24 protein-coding genes are annotated in these 20249 nt (G+C 47.8%); 22 read left to right on the forward strand and 2 right to left on the reverse strand.

The window, feature by feature from the left end; all coding sequences use genetic code 11:
• Positions 1–263: 263 nt before the first annotated feature.
• The 9 genes from CWO84_RS12950 to CWO84_RS12990 all read left to right on the forward strand — a co-directional run bounded on the left by CWO84_RS12950 (position 264) and on the right by CWO84_RS12990 (position 10798).
• Positions 264–740, forward strand: coding sequence for a hypothetical protein (locus CWO84_RS12950; RefSeq protein ID WP_101053077.1), 477 nt, complete (start codon positions 264–266; stop codon positions 738–740).
• Positions 741–868: 128 nt separating this feature from the next.
• Positions 869–1522 carry a hypothetical protein gene (locus CWO84_RS12955; protein ID WP_101053078.1) on the forward strand — a complete coding sequence of 218 codons (654 nt, stop codon included), beginning with the start codon at positions 869–871 and terminating at the stop codon, positions 1520–1522.
• A 476-nt stretch (positions 1523–1998) separates the two neighbouring features.
• Positions 1999–2259 carry a hypothetical protein gene (locus tag CWO84_RS12960; protein ID WP_101053080.1) on the forward strand — a complete coding sequence of 87 codons (261 nt, stop codon included), beginning with the start codon at positions 1999–2001 and terminating at the stop codon, positions 2257–2259.
• 203 nt (positions 2260–2462) lie between these two features.
• Positions 2463–2771: a hypothetical protein gene (locus CWO84_RS12965; RefSeq protein ID WP_101053082.1), complete on the forward strand. Its 309-nt coding sequence runs from the start codon at positions 2463–2465 to the stop codon at positions 2769–2771.
• A gap of 70 nt (positions 2772–2841) precedes the next feature.
• The gene (locus CWO84_RS12970; protein ID WP_033159211.1) at positions 2842–3435 is read left to right on the forward strand and encodes a hypothetical protein; all 594 of its coding nucleotides are present in this window, start codon (positions 2842–2844) and stop codon (positions 3433–3435) included.
• Positions 3436–3445: 10 nt separating this feature from the next.
• Positions 3446–3739: a PAAR domain-containing protein gene (locus CWO84_RS12975; protein ID WP_101053084.1), complete on the forward strand. Its 294-nt coding sequence runs from the start codon at positions 3446–3448 to the stop codon at positions 3737–3739.
• 46 nt (positions 3740–3785) lie between these two features.
• On the forward strand, positions 3786–5738 hold the full coding sequence (locus CWO84_RS12980; protein WP_033159209.1) for a type VI secretion system tip protein VgrG: 1953 nt from the start codon (positions 3786–3788) through the stop codon (positions 5736–5738).
• Positions 5739–5889: 151 nt separating this feature from the next.
• Positions 5890–10305 carry an RHS repeat-associated core domain-containing protein gene (locus CWO84_RS12985; RefSeq protein WP_165786317.1) on the forward strand — a complete coding sequence of 1472 codons (4416 nt, stop codon included), beginning with the start codon at positions 5890–5892 and terminating at the stop codon, positions 10303–10305.
• Between the two features lie 16 nt (positions 10306–10321).
• Complete coding sequence (locus CWO84_RS12990) at positions 10322–10798, forward strand: SMI1/KNR4 family protein (RefSeq protein WP_133120675.1); 477 nt, start codon at positions 10322–10324, stop codon at positions 10796–10798.
• Positions 10799–10830: 32 nt separating this feature from the next.
• On the opposite strand, the gene CWO84_RS24950 is transcribed toward CWO84_RS12990, so the two are convergent.
• Positions 10831–11073, reverse strand: coding sequence for a hypothetical protein (locus tag CWO84_RS24950; RefSeq protein WP_033159208.1), 243 nt, complete (start codon positions 11071–11073; stop codon positions 10831–10833).
• Here CWO84_RS24950 and CWO84_RS24955 point away from each other — a divergent pair.
• From CWO84_RS24955 to CWO84_RS13030, 7 genes are all read left to right on the forward strand, one after another.
• Entirely contained in the window at positions 10975–11871 is an 897-nt protein-coding gene (locus CWO84_RS24955; RefSeq protein ID WP_230410281.1) for an RHS repeat-associated core domain-containing protein, read from the forward strand. The two genes, CWO84_RS24950 and CWO84_RS24955, sit on opposite strands and share 99 nt — an antisense overlap.
• Before the next feature lie 41 nt (positions 11872–11912).
• On the forward strand, positions 11913–12464 hold the full coding sequence (locus tag CWO84_RS13005) for a hypothetical protein (protein WP_101053090.1): 552 nt from the start codon (positions 11913–11915) through the stop codon (positions 12462–12464).
• 242 nt (positions 12465–12706) lie between these two features.
• The gene (locus tag CWO84_RS13010; RefSeq protein WP_033159206.1) at positions 12707–13375 is read left to right on the forward strand and encodes a hypothetical protein; all 669 of its coding nucleotides are present in this window, start codon (positions 12707–12709) and stop codon (positions 13373–13375) included.
• Between the two features lie 26 nt (positions 13376–13401).
• A complete protein-coding gene (locus CWO84_RS13015) occupies positions 13402–13569 on the forward strand; it encodes an RHS domain-containing protein (protein ID WP_256438975.1) in 168 nt (55 codons plus the stop codon).
• Between the two features lie 15 nt (positions 13570–13584).
• A complete protein-coding gene (locus tag CWO84_RS13020) occupies positions 13585–14013 on the forward strand; it encodes a hypothetical protein (RefSeq protein WP_033159205.1) in 429 nt (142 codons plus the stop codon).
• Between the two features lie 116 nt (positions 14014–14129).
• A complete protein-coding gene (locus CWO84_RS13025) occupies positions 14130–14546 on the forward strand; it encodes an NTF2 fold immunity protein (protein ID WP_101053092.1) in 417 nt (138 codons plus the stop codon).
• 350 nt (positions 14547–14896) lie between these two features.
• Positions 14897–15424 (forward strand): hypothetical protein, encoded by a 528-nt coding sequence (locus CWO84_RS13030; RefSeq protein ID WP_033159203.1) that lies wholly within the window; start codon positions 14897–14899, stop codon positions 15422–15424.
• 252 nt (positions 15425–15676) lie between these two features.
• Here CWO84_RS13030 and CWO84_RS13035 read toward each other — a convergent pair whose 3' ends face one another.
• On the reverse strand, positions 15677–16300 hold the full coding sequence (locus CWO84_RS13035) for a hypothetical protein (protein WP_033159202.1): 624 nt from the start codon (positions 16298–16300) through the stop codon (positions 15677–15679).
• Between the two features lie 301 nt (positions 16301–16601).
• Between CWO84_RS13035 and CWO84_RS13040 the strand changes: the two genes are divergently transcribed.
• The 6 genes from CWO84_RS13040 (at position 16602) to CWO84_RS13060 (ending at position 19838) form a co-directional block, all read left to right on the forward strand.
• The gene (locus CWO84_RS13040) at positions 16602–17081 is read left to right on the forward strand and encodes an Imm26 family immunity protein (RefSeq protein WP_033159201.1); all 480 of its coding nucleotides are present in this window, start codon (positions 16602–16604) and stop codon (positions 17079–17081) included.
• A gap of 46 nt (positions 17082–17127) precedes the next feature.
• The gene (locus CWO84_RS24185) at positions 17128–17469 is read left to right on the forward strand and encodes a hypothetical protein (protein ID WP_133120676.1); all 342 of its coding nucleotides are present in this window, start codon (positions 17128–17130) and stop codon (positions 17467–17469) included.
• 12 nt (positions 17470–17481) lie between these two features.
• The gene (locus CWO84_RS13045; RefSeq protein WP_129871447.1) at positions 17482–18183 is read left to right on the forward strand and encodes a toxin; all 702 of its coding nucleotides are present in this window, start codon (positions 17482–17484) and stop codon (positions 18181–18183) included.
• A 320-nt stretch (positions 18184–18503) separates the two neighbouring features.
• Entirely contained in the window at positions 18504–19019 is a 516-nt protein-coding gene (locus CWO84_RS13050) for an SMI1/KNR4 family protein (protein WP_084153519.1), read from the forward strand.
• A gap of 270 nt (positions 19020–19289) precedes the next feature.
• Positions 19290–19478, forward strand: coding sequence for an RHS domain-containing protein (locus CWO84_RS24960; protein WP_225892925.1), 189 nt, complete (start codon positions 19290–19292; stop codon positions 19476–19478).
• Positions 19479–19523: 45 nt separating this feature from the next.
• On the forward strand, positions 19524–19838 hold the full coding sequence (locus CWO84_RS13060; protein WP_033159199.1) for a hypothetical protein: 315 nt from the start codon (positions 19524–19526) through the stop codon (positions 19836–19838).
• Positions 19839–20249: the final 411 nt, after the last annotated feature.

Here is a 20249-nt window from a genome sequence, read left to right on the forward strand (position 1 = left end):
TGTGTGACTACCGGGTTTTAGCACGAAACCCTAAGGCATCGTATTCCGTTCTCAATATTTGAGGTTGGCATTGATCAAGAGAGTGTTGGATGCCGATTAAGATCATTTTAGGTCGTACCATTTTGCAAGAAAATATCTATTAGTTATTAACGCAGTTTAGGGGAAGATTTTTTTGGATGCTGGTAGTAATCTGTTATTGCCAACAGAGAAGTTAAATATTAATTTTTATTTTTGACATAATTAAATAAAATTTGGAGGCGACAATGGCTGGGCATTTTATTTTGATGGATATATCTGAGCAGGAGTTAGAGGATATCCAAAATGCATGGTTAAGCGATAAAAATAATGTTCCTGTTTTGGACGGGTTAGCTCATTCAGCTGGGACTGATAATGGCGTGGGTGGCCGATTCCCTGGCTGGACTGTTGGGAGTCGAGCTACGTTGGCAACTGCAATGAGCGGGCAGCCGATCGGTAATAGATCAGGGTTGCCTCCGCACAAATATATCGGTTTCGGTGTGGGGCAGATTGGAATTAATGCGGCAAATTATATTATGAAAAATTATCAACAGAGCGGCTGGGTAACACGGTTAGAGCGCCCTGATAATATGGGGTTGTCAGTTTTACATGATTCCGCTCGGGGGGATTGGCCAACTAACAAGGCGAAAGCGTTTGCCAAGCAAGTTAAAGCAAATGGCGTCTCTATAGAAGTATATAAGTTTGAAGGAAATGAAATCAATTAGAGCTGTTGGGAGTTTATACATGTGTTTTATGGTTTGAGACCGCTAAAGCTGTATTTTCAGAGTTTTGAGTGGTTTTATGGTTATTATTTTTTATTATAATTTCTGGTTGAACTTAAAGAGGATATCCCATGACCGCAATTTCTGATTTTGTTGCTAATCCTAAGCAGTTTCTAAAAAATAATGTGCTACGAGTGTTGTTTACTATGCCAGCGCAGCCGAACTCTATTGGTATGTTTAAATTTGAGCGAAAAAATTACGATGCTGTCAAGCTGGCTACTGGCGCCAATATCCCATGTTATTCATTAGTGCCGATACACGGACAGGAAGCAACCATATTCAGCCGCAACGCGACATCCGCAAATCGTGATTATTTGAGAGCTTATTGGTGTCCATACGAAGACGATGCAATGCATTCGATTATGGTTGGAGCGGGAGCAGATTTCATGTTTACATCAAATATGGATGGCTGCTCATTCGGAGTAGGCTCAGCCACGCCGACTGGCGACCGCAGGGTTGCACATATCAATCTTCGCTCGCAGCCCAACTCACATAACCTGCAGGATGGTACTTTAGCGGTTCAATCGTTGACTGATCACCATGTAAAACCTGACCGCTATATGAAAAGTTCGAGAACTCCTGGAAGTATACCCGGCGAAATTAAGGCGACTACCATAGGAATTCGGAACACGGCGACCGGTGCATGGAGTTTTCATTATCAGCAATATCGCTTGTTAGGTGGGCAGATCAATCAAGTGTATTTGTTGGCGCTAAAAAATGTCTAATAATTTCGTCCATACAAAAAACATAGTTTGTTGAGGCGAATTGTATCTTTCGCGAATGGAACTCACCTGATTCGGTAGCTGGTTTGTTGAATAATTTTTATATTAAAGGTCATTAATATGGTCGCTTTTTAGATTTTGCAAAAATTGCGATTGCAGCCTATTACAAAGGCAGTAATCAATATTATTCCAAGCCGCCGGAGCATATGGTTGATGACTGGCTGGTGAACACGTGAGAGTCGAGCTTGATTGGTGCGGCGACGGTTTTCAGAGTCGTAGATCCGAATAGTGAAACGTATTCGGACTAATTTAAAGTCTACATTCTTCCGAATACACTAATGCTATTAGGAGTTGGGTGGGCAGCCATGTTAGCAATACCGAAGGTTAGATTTATTGAATTTTGAGTGGGTGCGTCGTATCGTTGAAAACCTTGCGATAAGCGCCAATTGGTTCCCTATGCATATTCCCTGTAAACAAAGATGACACAATTAAATTCAGTCAATGATCTTCGGGAATATATTAAAGGGCTGGGAGAGTTTCGGGCTCGGCCTATTGTTGCCGGACAGCATCCGACTTTGTATTTGGATCAAAGTCAAGGAGCTATGATTAAAGGTATACGAGAAAAAGATTATCTTTTTTCGCCGTGCAAAAACTGGGTGGAGCCGCATGAACAAACAGGGCTTTTATTTTCGGCTGAATGGAATCATTTAAAAGATCGGATCACATTAAAACGTAAATAGAATAAAGATAATTCTATTGATATTAACTGGTTATTGGCGAGCTTTGAATTGCCGGCAGGGCTAAAGTTTGTACAAGATACTCGGGATAATCAGCACTATTTGTTAACAGTTACCGAGCGTATGACCATCGACGCCTTAGTGGCAAAATTATTGATGATTGCCGATAGAATGGCGGTATATCCGCATGTGGAAAGGTTCTTGAAATGATTGCCTACAAGTATCCTGAGGAAAAAGAAATACTCATGCACTATGCTCGTAAACTACAAGCAAATGGCATAATCGAGATTATTGACAAAGGATATGTAAAAAACGCCAACGAGGCCAAACTGCTGACGGCGTTTTTCTGGCAGATGGTCGACGAGTCGGTTCAAGATGCTGAACAAGGTGTGGATGCCGCGGGTCATCGCGATCTTCAAGCCTATGATGAGTACATCATGAACACACTAAGATCTTATCTGGTTAACGCCGGATATGAAAAAGAATGGAGTGACGATGATGGGTCTGCGCAGTGAGAGAAACTGCATAATAAGCTGAACGGTTTTTCGATTTATATTTGAAAGGTGAACGGAAAGTGGGGAATACATGGCTGGCGCAGTGTCATTAACTAAAGTATCGATACCTAAAGCCTCGGCGATTTGCCAGGATATTCAACTGGATCAGCAGGCAACTGCAGGTCTGCTTGCCGACCCTGCGCCGGTTGATTTTTTGAATAAATTGCTCGAACAGCAACTTTATCCCGATGCCGTGCGTTTTATGGCCAGAGCGTTACCCAAGCGCGAAGCGACCTGGTGGGCCTGCCTTTCTGCGCGCAGTGTGGTGAGCCCGCAAACACCCCCTGAAGTCGTTAAAGCGCTCGATGCCGCGGAGTTGTGGGTATTTAAGCCAACCGAGCCTAATCGCCGGGCCGCCAACGCTGCCGCTCACAGCGCATCCTTCGAAAACCCTGCCGCATGGGCAGCCATGGCCGCGTTTTGGAGTGATGGCAGTATGGCGCCGGAAGACGCACCATCGGTTCCTCCTGCGGATAATCTGACGGCCAAGGCGGTGGCCGGTGCGGTAATGTTGGCGGCGGTATTGACTCAGCCGGAAAAGGCCTATGAGAAATACCAATTTTTTATCGATCAGGCTATTGATATTGCCAACGGCGGTAACGGCCGACTTTGGCAGGCTGCTTAAGGAGATTGCGATGGGACAGCCGGCCGCACGATTAACAGATATGCATGTTTGCCCGATGTTTACGGGACCGGTCCCGCATGTCGGCGGACCTATCAGCGGCCCCGGTGCGCCGACCGTCATGATAGGCAATATGCCTGCGGCGCGCGCGACTGATATGTTGGTCTGTGTTGGGCCGCCAGATACCATCGCAAAAGGGTCGGCAACCGTGATGATAGCCAACATGCCGGCCGCCAGGATGGGTGATATGTGCGCCCATGGCGGCACCATTATCCTCGGTTACCCTACGGTACTGATCGGTGGCTGACGCCGGCTTTATCTCAAAATTATCGTTTTAGCGTTAGGATTTCACCATGCCACTTTCTCAAGAATCTCGCACCGCTTCGGTGGTGACAGCCGCCGGTGCGGATACCTTTGTGCTGTATCGGATGACTGGTAAAGAACAATTGAGCAGTTTGTTCGAGTACGAGTTGGAATTGCTGAGCGAGAACGGCGATATTGATCTGCAAACGGTCTTGGGCACCAGCATTACCGTCAAATTGCAACTTGATAACGGTGCGCTACGCCCGTTCAACGGCATTGTCACGCAGATTAACCAATTCGGTATGCTCGGCGACCTGTATTTCTACCGAGCTATTGTGCATCCGAAAGTGTGGTTACTGACGCAAGCCAGCAACTGTCGCGTTTTATCGCCGGCGCCGGCAACCAAAAATGTACCGGACATGGTCAAGGCTGTCCTCGCCGAGCATGGTTATACCGACGTAACGACAAAGTTTTCCACCACTTACCAGCCCCGCGATTTTTGCGTGCAGTATCGGGAGACCGACTTCAATTTTATTAGCCGGCTGCTCGAAGAAGAAGGTATCTACTATTACTTCACGCATACCGACAGCATTCATTCGCTGGTGTTGTGCGACGACATTACCAAGTTGGCGGCAGCGACACCGGCCACGGTCAAATACTACCCTGCCGCAAACCAGGGCGGGCGCGACGAGGAGCATTTTTATGAATGGCGGCTTGGACGGCAAATTCGTTCCGGCAGTTACCGCTTAAAGGATTTCGATTTCGAGGCGACAACCGCGCCTTTGGACAAAGTCAAAGATTTGCCTGGCGAACATGCTCAAGCCAGCAAAACCGTCTACGACTATCCGGGGGAGTTCAAAGTAGACAGCGAGGGTGAGCGATACTCGCGCCTGCGCATGGAAGAGCTACGCGCGGAGCACGAGCAAACCGTTGCGCTCGGCAATTTGCGCACGCTGGCGGTAGGGCAAAAATTCACCTTGTCGGAATTTCCGCGCGCCGATCAAAACCGTGAATATCTGACGGTATCCACTCAATTCCAGATCCAAAACAACGACTACGGTATCGCCGAAGCGGGCGGCATGGACGAGTTTCAATGTACCTATTCCGTTATCAGTACCGAATACGCCTACCGTCCGCCGCGGCGTACCCGAGTGCCGGTAGTGCAGGGTGTGCAAACCGCCATAGTCGTTGGCGGCAGCGGCGACGAAATCCTGACCGATCAATATGGCCGGGTTAAGGTGCAGTTTCACTGGGATCGGCTCGGCACAAAAAATGAAAATAGCTCATTTTGGGTGCGGGTTGCGCAGATTTGGGCCGGCAATAACTGGGGATCGATGTTTATTCCGCGCGTCGGCCAGGAAGTGATTGTCGATTTTCTGGAAGGCAATCCGGATAACCCCATCATCACCGGGCGGGTCTATAACGCCCAACAAATGCCGCCTTATAGCTTGGATGCCAACAAAACCCAAAGCGGGATCAAAACCCGCAGCACGCCTAATGGGGCGGCTGAAAATTTCAACGAAATTCGCTTCGAAGACAAGAAAGGTAACGAAGAGCTCTACATGCACGCCGAGAAAAACTTTACGCGCATTGTTGAAAACAACGACGTGCAAAAAATCGGTTTCGAGAAAAAAGATGCCGGCGACCAAACCGTGGACATCTACAATCACCGCACCATCACGCTGGATCAAGGCAACGACAAATTGACGGTCAAGACCGGCAATCACACCGTGGAAATCGACAAAGGCAACGACAGTTTGACCGTCACCCAAGGGAACCGGACCGTCAAAGTCAACGCCGGCAGCATTTCCGAAGAAGCCGGGCAGTCCATAGAGCTTAAAGTGGGCTCCAACAGCATCAAAATCGACAATAGTGGCGTCACGATCAAAGGCATGACCGTTAAAATCCAGGCAGACACCCAGGCCGAATTGAAGGGCTTGCAGACCACGGTGAGTGGTGATGGCATGCTGACCCTTAAAGGCGGGATGGTGATGATCAACTGATGATCATTTTTCCGCCGCGCGAAACCAACCGGATAGAGTAAGGATAATGCTGGAATACTACAGGGATAAGGGACGCCGGGCCGGCGTCGAGCTGGGTCGCGACGACAATGCGTCCATCCAGACTACAGCGTGTGCCTGGATGGAGGTATAGATGGCCGGATGGAAAGATCCCAGGCCAACGGGCTCCGAGATCCGGCCGCGCAACATCGACGCCGGCACAACGATCCGCGATGCTACGCCACGGCCGACGCCCATAGGCGTATTACCCGGCCAACCGGCCAAGGCCGCGCCGCGCATAGTACCGACTCGTAGCGGTTTACCGACATTAAAGCCGGGCTCGCAAGGTGCTGAGGTTCGGCAGTTGCAAGGCTTACTTAACGCCTGTCTTAGTCCATCGCCAAACTTGGTCCTTGATGGGCGGTTTGCTCAGGCTACCGCGAATGCCGTGCGCCAGTATCAACAAAGCGTCGGTATTAACGCTGACGGTATCGTCGGTAAAGACACCTGGTTTTATCTGCTGAAGGGGGATAAAGCGAAAGTCGTAGCGCCGATGCCTCCACCGCCACCCGCAACTGCCAGTAGTAGCGCGGTCCAATCGGCTCCCGCACCTAATATGCCGATACCGGTGGAAACGGTGGGGAGCTGGACGCTGGAGCGCAAATTCTCCGAAGCCTTGCGTTTAACCGCACCCAAACTGCCCGGCAGTATGCGCCGCGAGTTTGAAGCGCTGCTCAGTCCGGAAAGCTTGGCGATCATGGCCGCAACATTGGTTATTTGGGCGGGCGCCCACGTGTTTGGCGTTGGCGAAATCGTCGATATTCTGATGCTGGTCGGCGGCATCCTGATGTTCGGGCTCGCGGTATTCGGCGTCGCCCGCGACCTGGGCGAATTTTTGGCGATCACCGCCACTGCCGGAAGCGAACAAGATCTAGACGAAGCTGCCACGCATCTGGCGGAAGCCATCGCGGTGATCGGTGTTGCGGCCTTTGTCGCGCTGTTGGCAAAAGTGCGTTCTTTACGCGGAAAAAAAGGCTTGGCCCGCGAATCGGGAGCCGCCTCGGAAGCAGTAACGCCATCGCAAGCAACCGGCAAATCGGCATCCGGTAAAGCGCCGGCTCGCGCGGGTGCGGCGGCGGAGGGGGAAGCCGCCGGCGGGGCCTCCACCTCTAAACAAACCGCATGTCCGGGTAAGGATTGCAAAACCGCCGGCGAGCCGATCAGCATGCTCACCGGCGAGGAAATGCTGGAAAAAATCGACTTTACTTGGGATGGCCCATTGCCCTTGGCTTGGCGGCGTTATTACCGTAGCAGCCAATCCGATGTCGATCATCAATTGGGCTACGGCTGGCTGACGCCGTTGGACGAGTGGCTGGAAATCGGCGAGCGCGTGACGTTTTGCAATGCCGATGGTCAGCGTATCGATTTGCCCTTGCCCAAGCCCGGAGCCCATAGCATTAATCTGCCGGAACAGGTTCGCTTGTACCGGGAAAACGGCCAGTATCGCATCGTCGATCCTACCGGTTTGGCGAAAACCTTCACCGGTCGGTCTGGCCGTTGCCCTCTACGGGCCTGGCACAACAGCCAGGGCCAAAGCCTGTATTTTCACCGCGACGCCAACGGCGACGTCGAGCGCATCTCCGCCAGCTGGAACAAGCATTTACTGTTGGACCGCCAAGGCCGGCGCATCGTCGCGATTCGTCCCGGCAAACGTGTCGGAAGCGGATTCGAAGCGGCCGGCGAGCCGCTGGTAAATTATCTTTATAGCGAAGAAGGCGATTTAATCGGTGCTCGCGACCGGCTTGAGCAAGGCGAAAGCTATGCTTATCGCAACCATGTCATCGCCCGCCGCACCCTGCCCAGCGGCTTTAACTTTTACTTCGAATGGGATCAAGACACGCCGCAAGGCAAATGCCTGCACAACTGGGGTGATAACGGTGTTTACGACTACCGCTTCGAATGGTTGCCGGACGGCGTCAGCCATGCCATCGATTCGCGCGGCGGCGTCGCGGTGTATCATCACGATCCGCAAGGTTTGTTGCTCCTGGAGCGCAGCCCGGAAGGCCGGGAAACCCGCCACAGCTACAACGCCGACAATCAACTGGCGCAAACCGTAGCACCGGATGGCGGCGTCACCCGCTTTAACTACGATAGCGAAGGCCGCCTGATCGGCGTCTCCGATGCGCTGGGTTTTAGTCAGCGCGTCAAGTACGACAAACAAGGCCGTCCGGTCGAACTGATCGATGCCCTGGATCAGCGCTGGCTGCGCCGCTACGACGCCAACGGTCGTCTGGAAGAAACCGTCGCCGCCAACGGCGCGGTCACCCAGTATCAATACAACGCCCAAGGCGTGCCGGTGCGTATCACCGATGCACTGGGCCGCACCCGCTCGCTGTTGTGGGACGAACAGTTGCGCCTGGTCGGCGAGATCGGCTTTGAGGGCATCAAGACCCGCTACCAATACGACGATGATGATCGTATCGTCGCCATCGTCGATCAAGACAAACGCACCACCCGTTACGGCTACGACGTGGCCGGCCGCGTTATCGCAGTGCAACACGCGGACGGCAACACCGTGCAACTGCGCTACAACGCCGCCGGTTTATTGACCCATTACATCGATGGCCTGGGCCACACCACCGAATACCGCTACGACGACGGCCTGTCCCAACCCACCGCCCGCATCGATCCGCTGGGCCACGAAATGCGTTATCGCTACGACAGCGAACGCAACCTGATCGGCCTGATCAACCCCAAAGGCGAAACCTACAGTCTTAACTACGACCGCGACGAAAACCTCATCGAAGAAATCGGCTTCGACGGCCGCATCCAACGCTACCGCTACAATGCCGCCGGCGTGCTGGAAGCCTACCTGCAACCCGCCGCCGACGGCGATTGGAGTGTCACCCGCTTCGAACGCGACCGTCTCGGCCGCTTGCTGAAAAAACACGCCGCCGACGGCAGCCTGAGCCAATACGGCTACGATCCGTTGGGCCGCTTGCAACTAGCCAAAAATGCCCACAGCTTGGTGCTGCTCGGCTACAACGCCCTGGGCCAGATCAACCAGGAAAACCAGAACGGCGCCATCGTCCGCCACAAATACGACCTGCTGGGCCGGCGCATCCACACCGAAACCCCGGACCGGCACCGCATCGACTACCGTTTCGGCGAGCGCTACCTGGACAGCATCGAATTCGACGGCCAAACCCTTACCAGCCACCGCTACGACGATCTGGGCCGGGAAATCGGCCGCAGCCAAGGCCCACTCAACACCGACTACGACTACGATCCGCTGGGCCGCCTGTTGCGGCAACGTGTCGCCGGCAAAGGCCAGGCGCCGCTGATCGGTCGCCAGTACAGCTACGATACGGCCGGAAAACTCCGCGAACTGGACGACCTGCGCCAGGGCCGCAGCCAATACAACTACGACCCCGCCGCCCGCCTGATCCGTAGCGAAGGCCTTAGCCCGGAAAGCTTCGTCCACGATCCGGCCGGCAACCTGCTGGGCGCCAGCGCCGAAACCGGCCGCGTCGAAGGCGACCGCTTGCTGATGATGGGCGACCGCCACTACAACTACGACGCCGCCGGCAACCTGACCGAAGAAAAGCGCGGCAAGGCCGGCCACATCGTCACCTGCTACCAGTACGATAGCGACAACCGCCTGGTCCGCGCCGAAACGCCGCAAGGAATCAGCGAATACCGCTACGACGCCCTGGGCCGGCGCATCGCCAAACACACCGCGCAAGGCGAAACCCGTTTTCAATACGATGGCCCGCGCCTGCTGGCGGAAACCGATAGCCTGCGCAGCCGCACCTACCTGTTCGAACCCGGCAGCTTCCGGCCCTTGGCGCTGCACGAACAACACAACACCCAAGCCGGTGGCAGCACCTACCACTACCACCTGGACCATCTCGGCACGCCCAGGGAGCTGACCGATACCGATGGCAGAATCGTCTGGTCCGCCCGCTACCGCGCCTACGGCAACCTGGCCCTCGCCGACGTCGAAGCCATCGACAACCCGCTGCGTTTCCAAGGCCAGTATTACGACCAAGAAACTGGTTTGCACTACAACCTGAATCGATATTACGATCCTAATGCAGGGCGGTTTATTCATCAGGATCCGATTGGCATCAAAGGGGGGATAAACATATATTGTTATCTTGTGAATCCGATAATGTCAGTGGACCCTCTCGGATTAGCGCCGCTTACCGGTGTAGATTTTTCCGGTAGCCCGGATTTGTTCCCATCGGGAACTGGGCAGCAAAGCATTGTGGAAATAACGATGCAGGGTTCGAGATCAAGAGACTTTGTCCAGGCCTATAAGGCTGCGGGAATAAGCCCTGTAGATGCCGAAGGGTATACTTGGCATCACGTTGATGATTTTAATCCGTCTACAGGGAAAACCACTATGCAGTTGGTGAAAACTGAGGCTCACGAGGCTAGTTTTCCGCATAGAGGCTCGGTGTCTCAGTTTGAGAAGCAATATGGTGTTGAGTATGACAGTAAAGAGTCAGTCGATATAGCCAACAAAAACGGCTGGTTGAAGGGCCGCAAACCTAAATGTGGTTAAATCGGAGGTGCAGAATATGGTGTCAAGAATACTTTTCTCAAAGGGGGGAGTAAATTTATCTTCAGAAGATATTGGAGATATTCAGCAACATTTGAATCTCGTTTTGCCGGAAGAATTGGTCAATCATTATTTAATACATAATGGCGGTATACCTTCAAATAGTTTTTGGATTTTGGAGGATGGCTGTTCTTTATGGGTTAAAAAATTTTTGCCTATAAAATTCCCGGTTGGAACCGAGCGGACTTTGGAAGATAGTTATTTACTGATGGTTGCAAAGAATGTAATGCCCAATGGATTGATGCCGTTTGCCATTGATCATGGGGGAAATTACTTTTGCATCGATACATCTGGCGAAGTTTACTTTTATGCGGTTGACAGATGGGATGAAGCGTTGAGTGACGAACAAAATCATGAGAAGGCAAAAAAGAAGTTAGGCGTGTCTTTTCAATTGTTTGTAAACCAGCTTGTCGAAACTGACGAATTTGAAGATTAGGCCGCTTAGGCAAAATTAGCCGTATATTAGTCTTATCCAGGGAGACGTACTGATTCGTCGCCAAGTCCAGAATCAGAAAGCTTTGTCCTCGTTGGGCCGGCAACCTGATCGAAGAAAAATGCGGCAAGGCCGGTCACATCGTCACCCGCTACCAATACGATAGCGACAACCGCCTGATTCGCGCCGAAACGCCGAATGGCACCGCCCAATACCGCTACGACGCCCTGGGCCGGCGCATCGCCAAACACACCGCGCAAGGCGAAACCCGCTTTCAATACGACGGCCCACGCCTGTTGGCGGAAACCGATAGCCAGCGTAGCCGTACCTACTTATTCGAACCCGGCAGCTTCCGGCCCTTGGTGCTGCACGAACAAGACCACACCCAAGCCGGCGGCGCCGTCTACCACTACCACCTGGATCATCTCGGCACGCCCAGGGAGTTGACCGATACCGATGGCAGAATCGTCTGGTCCGCCCGCTACCGCGCCTACGGCAACCTGGCCCTGGCTGATGTCGAGGAAATCGACAACCCGCTACGTTTTCAAGGCCAGTATTACGATGCCGAAACCGGTTTGCACTACAACTTGAACCGGTATTACGATCCTAATGCAGGGCGGTTTATTCATCAGGATTCGATAGGGTTGAGAGGGGGTGACAATCTATATCGGTATCTCGAAAATCCGCTCAACTGGGTTGATCCGCTTGGGTTGGTCGGCGATCCTGCAACGGCGACACACATTACGTATGTCGGCGTAGACGCGGCAACCCGTAAACCTTACGTCGGTTACGCGAGTATGCAGGGGCAACACGCAGGCGAGGAAGTACTTCAGTATCGTTACGGAAACGATTTTGGCCGGTTTTCGAGTAAACCTGATGTGGTATTCGAGGCCTACGGCGATAAGGCGACTGCTAGAGGGTTGGAGCAGCACTATTTCGAAAAATTTGGTGGCTTTGACGGTACAGCTAATGCACAAAACCCTGTCGGTGTTAATAACCCTAGGCGAGGAGAATATCTAAATGCCGCAGATAAACATCTCAATCCGACCACGAGCAAAGCCGGAAGTTGTGGATAAATAACTCTTTTAAACTGAATTAAACACAATAAGATCAAGAAATGGCTAAAAGAATAGTGTGGAAGCACAATAATGTGGTCAGCCTTAAGCTTCGCGAGGACCTTTACTCGTTGGGGCAAATGTTGGGTCGAGCTACCATGCGGTTTTTCAATATTACTAGCGGCGATGGCAATTGGCATAATATTGATTTAAACGAAGTCGATCCAATATTTACGCTATTTATTGGAAATATCGTGTTACATAATTTGGCTGACAAAAAAGTTTCCGATAAAGATGTAAAGCCGAGCGTCGCACCCTGTGAACCCTACTGGATTGATGCCAAGCTTAATTTTGATGGAGGTTACCCCTTCAAGGGAGGGAAGCTTATCGATATTGGTACGGAAGGGAATATCTGCACCACTGAGGGGCGAGTGGTGCAAGAAGACCTATCACTTCCAGCCGATAAGGAAATTATAGAGACATATCAATTGACGAATATGTGGGGTGATGTAGATGTTAGAGATCGCCTGCTTCATTTTTTTGATACCGGCAAGGACGACGATTTTTTAAAGAAAAAAGTATTTCCTGGGTACGGGACAGAACATCCAGTGTAGATACTGTTAGCGTAATCCTACGCGGTGACGTGTTGCCAAGTGTTGAATCAAAACGCTTCTCCCGCTTACGGCCGGCAACCTGATCGAAGAAAAGCGCGGCAAGGCCCACCAAATGCCACTCGCTACCAAATGATAGCGACAACCGCTTGATCCGCGCCGAAATGCCGAATGGCACGACGCAATATCGTTACGACGCCCCATAGCCATTGTGGAGCAATTGATCCGTAAAGTTTCCAAATACCATGATTTTAAAAAATATATTTCTTTACCCTGATTTAGTAGAGTTTGCTAACAGAGAGCAAGATTTGCTGATAGTTAAAGATCAGACCAGGCACATTTGTAATTATCTTGATCGACGATTAGCTGTGCTTAAATTTCACGTTGATGCTTTCAATAGAATTTGTGTAATTGGCAAATCCCAATCTCAAGAAATGTACATCAATTCTTCATCTGTATTGGCAGTTTATATTCCTTTCAATATGGATGAGTGTAGATCAATAAAACGAAGTGAATTGGGAGATTATTACAGTAAGTTATTGAAAGAGGGTTTGAAAAAATGTGCCGCTAAATACGAAATACCAATTGATGCGTTATTGTCCTGGCTTGAAGAAATGAAGCAAGACGGCTATCGTAACGAATGGATATTTAAGGAAAAAACATTTAAAGATCATGATATAAAGTGTCGTCTTGATTGCGCTTTAACTCTGGATGAATTCACATTGAGGCTTAATGTTTCAAAAAAAGGTATTGAGCTTTTCAGTGAATTAATTTTGACTACTCCGCCTGATGAAATTGCCTTTCAATACAAATTTAAAGATGTGCTAATTGAAAATGACAATATTGTGGTTATCACTCGTATGAACTCTGAATCCGAAAGAGTTTTATTTCGAACAATGATTCCCGCTGGCTAAATAGCCGTAGCACCTGTCACTATCATCTGGATCATCTCGGCATGCCCAGGGAGCTGATCGATACCGATGGCAGAATCCTCTGTTCCGCCCGCTACCACCCCTATGGCAATCTGGCACTGGCCGATGTCGACGCTATCGACAAACCTTTTGGCGCGAGAGAGCTAAAACCGAGCGGGAGCGAAGAAAAATGTTAAATCGCTGTGGATAATATGTTGTCGAATAAAGTAATAAATTATTTTAAAGCTAATGGCTGGTGGTATGAGGATATCGCTGAAGAATATTCGTTGGCATTAATTGAACTAGACATTGATCTTGATAGTGAGTTTGCAGAATTTTATCTTCATGTGGAGGACGGGCCAACTTTCAGTAGAAAATATGGAGAAATTTATCAAATATGCTGGTTCGTAACAAATTCAAGTTACGATATATGCTTACAAAGAACTCACAATGCTCTTGGTTTGCCGATGGAATATATACCTCTAGATAGTTTTGAAGGGGGAGGTGGTTTTTTTTATAATAGAAATACAAGGGAGGTTTTGTATTTAGAGCTCGGTAAAAAAATTGAGGATTTTTTAGTAGGTAAATTAATGCCTCAATGGAAAGATTTTAATGATTTTTTAGAGTGGTTTTTTCTTTAAGGAATCAGTAGGCATTTTCTGGGGCGCATAGATATGCGAATAGTGGGGCAGCGTCAGCACGTATTGGCTGTAAGATATTTTATTCTGGTGGTAATAAAATAATAGGTAAGCACGAAATGAATGATGATTTGTGTGTACAAGCGGTTAAGCATTTAATTAATTTCATGGAAGCCATGTGTGGCTGGGATATAAAATATTACGAATTATTGACTCAAGATTTTGAAAAGCATAAGTATTTAGTGAAACAAGATTTAACTCATATTTATGACATTTTTTTAATTAAAAAAGAACGTAAGTATGGCCGGGAAGCAGCAGTTAATGCCTCAAGTCCGCCTGTGTTCGATCCCAGTACTGAATCTATTATTAAATGCAATGTCGTTGATAATAAAACCATTCTTATATATACAAAACAAGGTGCTGGGTTTAAATTTGATTGTCGCTACCGAATAAAAGTGATAAGGGGAGAGTGGCGTATAGACAAGAAAGAAATATTTTCTGCACACGAGAAAAAATGGGTTAATGAGCTTTTTTAGCTGTGCCGGCAGTTTTGTTGCATAAATCGGCATGGACCCCAGTCGGGGGAGATACTGCTAGCGCCAGCGTAATTATACATAGGGAAGTTTTTTGATTCGTCGCCAAGTTTTAAGTCAAAAAGCGTATCCTGCTTCTGGCCCGGCAACCTGATCGAAGAAAAGCGCGGTAAGGCCGGCTAAATTGTCGCACGCTACCGATACGATAGCGACACCTGTCTGATTCGCGCCGAAACGCAGCAAGGTATCAGCGAGTAGCGTTAGCCTCGTTTCTCGAAAGATAGACGCGATGAAAGATTTAACCGATAAAGCAGGGATTCCAACCAATTTTGTTCCATACGATTAGGTGGCATATGGGAAGCTTATCAATACAGTTCCATGCGTTACCGGAAGAAGTTAACGACATGGTTATGGCAATAAGGTCTATGGAAGGTTTAAATATAACGTCAATGGGGGGAACGCCTTTTCGCGTCGACGCTTGGGATGGTAGAAGTCTCGCATTTGAAAATGCAGGCGAAATCAGCTTGGGTTTTACACATTATCCAGTCGACTTAAATTGTGTAAGTCGCTACGACTTTTTAATCCAGAACCCAAATGCGTTAGTTCTCGATGTTGGACAGTTGACGAAAGACGGGCTCAAACGATCATGGTTGTCATGCAAAACTGACGACGAAGATTCGTTATCGAAATGGAAAGAATTTGCCACAATCATTAAGAAAAAAACCAAGTGTGGTGCCGTCGCAATAAATCCACAAAGCGGAGAAAAGTCGGTAATGAATAGTCATCGATATACAGATGGCGCGCTGAGATTATTCCAATCAGGTGTTGATATGTTACCTGTAGGCGGTATTGTTCGTATTCAACTTGGAAACGCTAAATAGTCTGAATAATCCTAATATAGTAGGATTCACAACGTCTCGATACGAGGATTGTATAAAAGATTTTTTTCAAAATTTCTATCGCTAAAAACTGATTTCACTATCCGGCATTGATAGGTGATTTTTTGAGGTGATTGCCCTTGATTTTTAGGGTATAGCGTTTTTGTGGATAAAGTTACCGAAAGGATTGGTGGTAGAGCAATTTAATCCAAATTACTGATTAGATGATAAATTTGGATAAAATTAATAGGTTGCTCAAACAAGCTGTATTCTAGGCTCTTTTCCTTCTAATGCATCTTGAGCAATTTCGACCAGTCCAGGCCAATTTGATTCTTTGCAAGACTCTAAAAAGTCTTTAACCTCATTTTTTGGCCAAAGATGCGCAATCGCCGCAATATAACAGCGAGGTGTGATTTTTTTGCCTTCATCTTCCGTAAATTTTGAAATTCCTGAAATGATATTTTGAATATCGGTTTCTTTTGGAACTATTTTCTTGTACAAAATGGCTGAGCAGGCGCCGCCTATTTGCAAATCATTTCCTTTCTCGATAGATTCAAAAAGAAAGCTCAAATCTAATTTGTCCAAATGAGTGTTTTCTAACAGAAATATAGAAAACGCTAAATCGCGATATAGGATCGTGTTTTCATAATTCCTTTCTATTAGTTCCTTAAGAAAAGGCAGTGCTTCACTACAGCTACCTATTCCAATGGCTCTGATCAGGTGGCATTGCGTTTGCCACGCTTTTGGTTTTTCAATTTCTTTGGTTAGGGCTTCTAATAAATAGGAGCAGTACCCAGTTAATCTTTTTTTTATTATATTTTGTGCGGCTTTTTTTATTTTAGGTGATGAGCCAGATGTTAAGTCGTTAACATATTCCATGATTGTATGTTTTGGTAATGGTTTAGTGTATTGTTGGGCGTTTTTCTAACTTTATATTGTCCTTATTTTTCATGATAAATGGAAGTGTTGACTAGTGGCGAGCAATGCCGTAATTCAGAAGAATTAGTCATCGCACAAGGGGCAGGCGGATCGAAGAAAAGCTCGGCAACGCGCTCAGCCTAAGTACGTACGATTAGTATCAGCGTGTTGCGGCTGGGTAATGCCGCTTAAATCTATGGGGGAGCCTCGATAACTGCTAGACACAGGCCGAGTATCTCGCTATGCAGGTAGGAGATTTTTGATGAGTATAGTTAATATAAAGCCTTGGGACTCAAAGCCACGCACTATGCTTCGTTTTATTAAGCCAGGCGATATATTTGTTTTTAAGCTTAATGATGAGTATTTTGGGTTTGGTAGAATTTTGACAAAGGTAAGTCTTGGGCACGTTGCGGAGATATTTGATTCTATTTTAACGTCACCAACCGTTACGCCCGAGTTACTTAGCAGCGTCAGTCGGCTGGGAACTCCAGTAGTATTGGATACTTACAGTTTATTCGATAAGCGCTTAGAAGGAGATTGGCAGATTGTTGCCCATGATAGTGAATTCTGCATGGATGATACAGATAACGTATATTTTGTATATGGGCATCCAAATTCATGGATAAGGGTCGATGTTTTTGGAAACAAGGAGTCTATGGCTGATTTGGAAGCGGCTTTATTACCTAAATACAGTCCAAGAGGAGATGGCGAGGTCAAAGAGATGTTCGAAAAGGCAATCTAGCGATGAAGGTGTGATTAACCCGCGTAGATACTGTTAGTGTAATCGTATGCATGAACGCGAGTCGGCAAATAGCGACAACCGCCTAGTCCGCGCCGAAACGCCAAACGGCGTCAGCGAATATCGCACGACGCCCTGGGGCGGCGCATCGCCAAGCACACCGATCAAGGCGAAACCCGCTTTCAATACGACAGCTCGCGCCTGCAGATGCATTAGAGTGCAAGTACAAAAAATCCGGAGACTGTTAATAATGAATGCGAAGAAGTTTTGTTTCAACGAGAACATAAATGAATTGGAAATTGATCCCCGATATATTAGTGAAGGGGTGTCTTTTGCGGAGCAGAATAATTACACGGCCATTAGAATACTGGAGTTAAACGAGCAAAATTGAGGTGGTTGCGATTTGGATTTAACACCACTTTTAGGAAATAAATCCATATATTCATTATCGATAGCAGATAATTTTAAGGTTTTAAAGGCGAATATTGATGCGATATACACTATGGAAAATTTGAGCAAGTTGTCGTTTCAGGATAAGAAAATAAAGCCGGATTTCTCAAGATTATCCCAGTTGATAGTGCTGTACATGAAATATAACGCGGACCTTTCCGGATTTTCTTCCCTAAAGAACTTAATACACCTGCTGATAACCTCGTTGAGTGCCAAGTATTGCTCTTTTCTCGAAGGGCTTGATTCTTTGAAAGAATTGCGATTAAGCGGAGGAAGCGTCGAGTCGATGTCTGGTATTGAGAAGCTTACAAGTCTAGTTGATGTGAAAATTGATCATTGTTCCAAGTTGAATGATATTTCCTCCTTGGGCAAATTAAACAGTTTGGCGACACTGCATGTGGAAAAATGCAAGCTTTTGAATGACTTTTCTTTTCTATCAAATAATAAATCTATTGAAAATTTATTTTTATCGGACCTGGATTCTATTTCATTCGTTGCAAGTATGGAACGGATCAAGTCGCTACGATTTTGGAATTTGAAGGACGGTGATATTAGCCCTGTTCTAAAAACGAAGTCTTTGATAAGCGTAGATTTCTATCCAGATAAAAAACATTACAGTCATACTAAAGCCGAGATAAAGTCATTGATAGGTTAACGCGATTTAGCCTGAGTATGTATGATTAATGGAGCTGCTGTTAATGAGGCTTGCGGATATTTGCTAGGCAAGCATAGGATGCTCTGGTGATATAACGAAAAATTTGGTTACATTGCAGCAGAATTGGACCAATACTCCAGCGATGCGTGAATTTGAAGGGCAAGTAAGAGCGGCGTCGAAGGTGACCGAGTAGTTGGTTATTTGGCAACGCCAATCTATAACGGCAATAATTTGATCCCTAAAACTGTCACTCTAATCGGAAAAGGCTGTGGAGGGTATGGTCTAGGTGTTTCCATTTTAAATCCAATTGGTTCCTAAGTATGACAATTGAAAGAGTTAAGTCGATACTTTCTCCGCCTTCAAGGCCTACCGATGTCCCTAAAAACGAAGTTTGGGGAGAGATTGAAGCTAGAATTGGAACTTTACTGCCGAGTGATTACAAGGCGTTTATAAAGCAGTATGGAACAGGCAGGATCGCGAATTTTTTATGGATTTTTAATCCGTTTTCAAGAAATGAAAATTTAAACTTGGTAGCTCAACTCGATAGGCAGCGAGATGTATTTTCTGATCTTGAATCTTTTGGAGAGGTTTTGCCATATAAACTGTTTCCCGAGGATGGGGGAATATTCCCATTTGCGATGACTGATAATGGAGATGTATTATTTTGGCGCACCGGTGCTAATCCTGAGCAGTGGGGTATAGTGATAAACGATGCGCGATCACCAGAATGGCAGGAGTTTGCGTTGACATTCGGTGAGTTTTTATTTGAATTACTTTCAGGCAGATTGGTTTGCGCTGTATTTTCTGGAGAATCGCCGAAATTCGACACAGTGTAGCTCGCGTAGGTACGATAGTGTCAGTGTCATCGTTCGCTGGGAAGCGTCTAATCTTAAATCAGATAGTTTCTTCCTCGCCTGAGAGGCAAGCGGAACGAAGAAAAACGTGGCAAGGCCGGCCACATTGTCACCCGCTACTAATGAGATAGCGACAACGGTCTGGTTCGCGCCGAAACGCCGCAAAGAATCAGCGAATACCTCTACGACAGCCCGCGCCTGCTGACGGAAACCGACAGCCGCGCAGTCGCATCTATCTATTCGAACCCGGCAGTGTCCGGCTCTTGGCTCCGCAGGAACAAGACAACACCCAAACCCAGCACCACCTACCACCTGGACCATCTCGGCACGCCCAGGGAGCAGACCGATACTGATGGCAGAATCGGCTGGTCCGCCCGCTACCGCGCTTACGGAAATCTGGCCCAGGCCGATGTCGAAGCCATCAATAGCCCGAATCAATAAGATGGATTTAAAAGGCTTAAAAATAAATGGTAAAGGAGAATCCATATGAAAGTTGAAACAGTATCGCTTGAAGAAGTGTTGACCGATCCAGGTAGGTTCAAAGGTTGGCTTTTTCTAGAGCCAGTGCCGTGGACAGCGAAAAGCCGGGGAGTTTTGATTGTTTTCGATAAAGACGCGGAGCCAAGCGATGAGCTCATCCACGCACGGATTGAAGACAAAGAGTGGTGCGAAACGTTGGATATAACAACGATAGAAGATATTGTGTTTAATGCTGCACAACAAATAGAAATGCCAAGGATAGATGAGTTGGTGGAAGCGTTCACTTTTTATTTTAACAATGATGCTTTCAAAGAGTTTTGAATGTATTTAATCAGGAATGAACGCCGAAGGCGGGGAGCTTAGGTATGTTAGCCTAAGCGTATGCTTGAACGTGTCACCAAATCTTGAATCAAAAAGTCTCGCCCACTTACGGCCGGCATCGTCGACGAATATGGGGAGAAAGTAAAGTCATTTGACCATAACAGAATTAGTCGTGATCGCAACTCGACAATCAATTATCAAGCAGAAATGAAAACACTGAAAGGAGATTGCAGGTGAGCGAAATAAAAATTAGGGGGTGGGGGGCGAAGCCAAGAACGATGCTTCGATATATTAAGTCTGGCGACATATTTATGTTTCAGGTTGATGATAATCGGTATGGGATTGGGCGGATTTTACTGCTCTTAAAATAAGTTAAGCCATATTCATGGGATAATATCCTCATGAAATGTA

This window comes from Methylomonas sp. Kb3 (genome assembly GCF_002834115.1).
In the GTDB taxonomy this organism is placed as follows: domain Bacteria; phylum Pseudomonadota; class Gammaproteobacteria; order Methylococcales; family Methylomonadaceae; genus Methylomonas; species Methylomonas defluvii.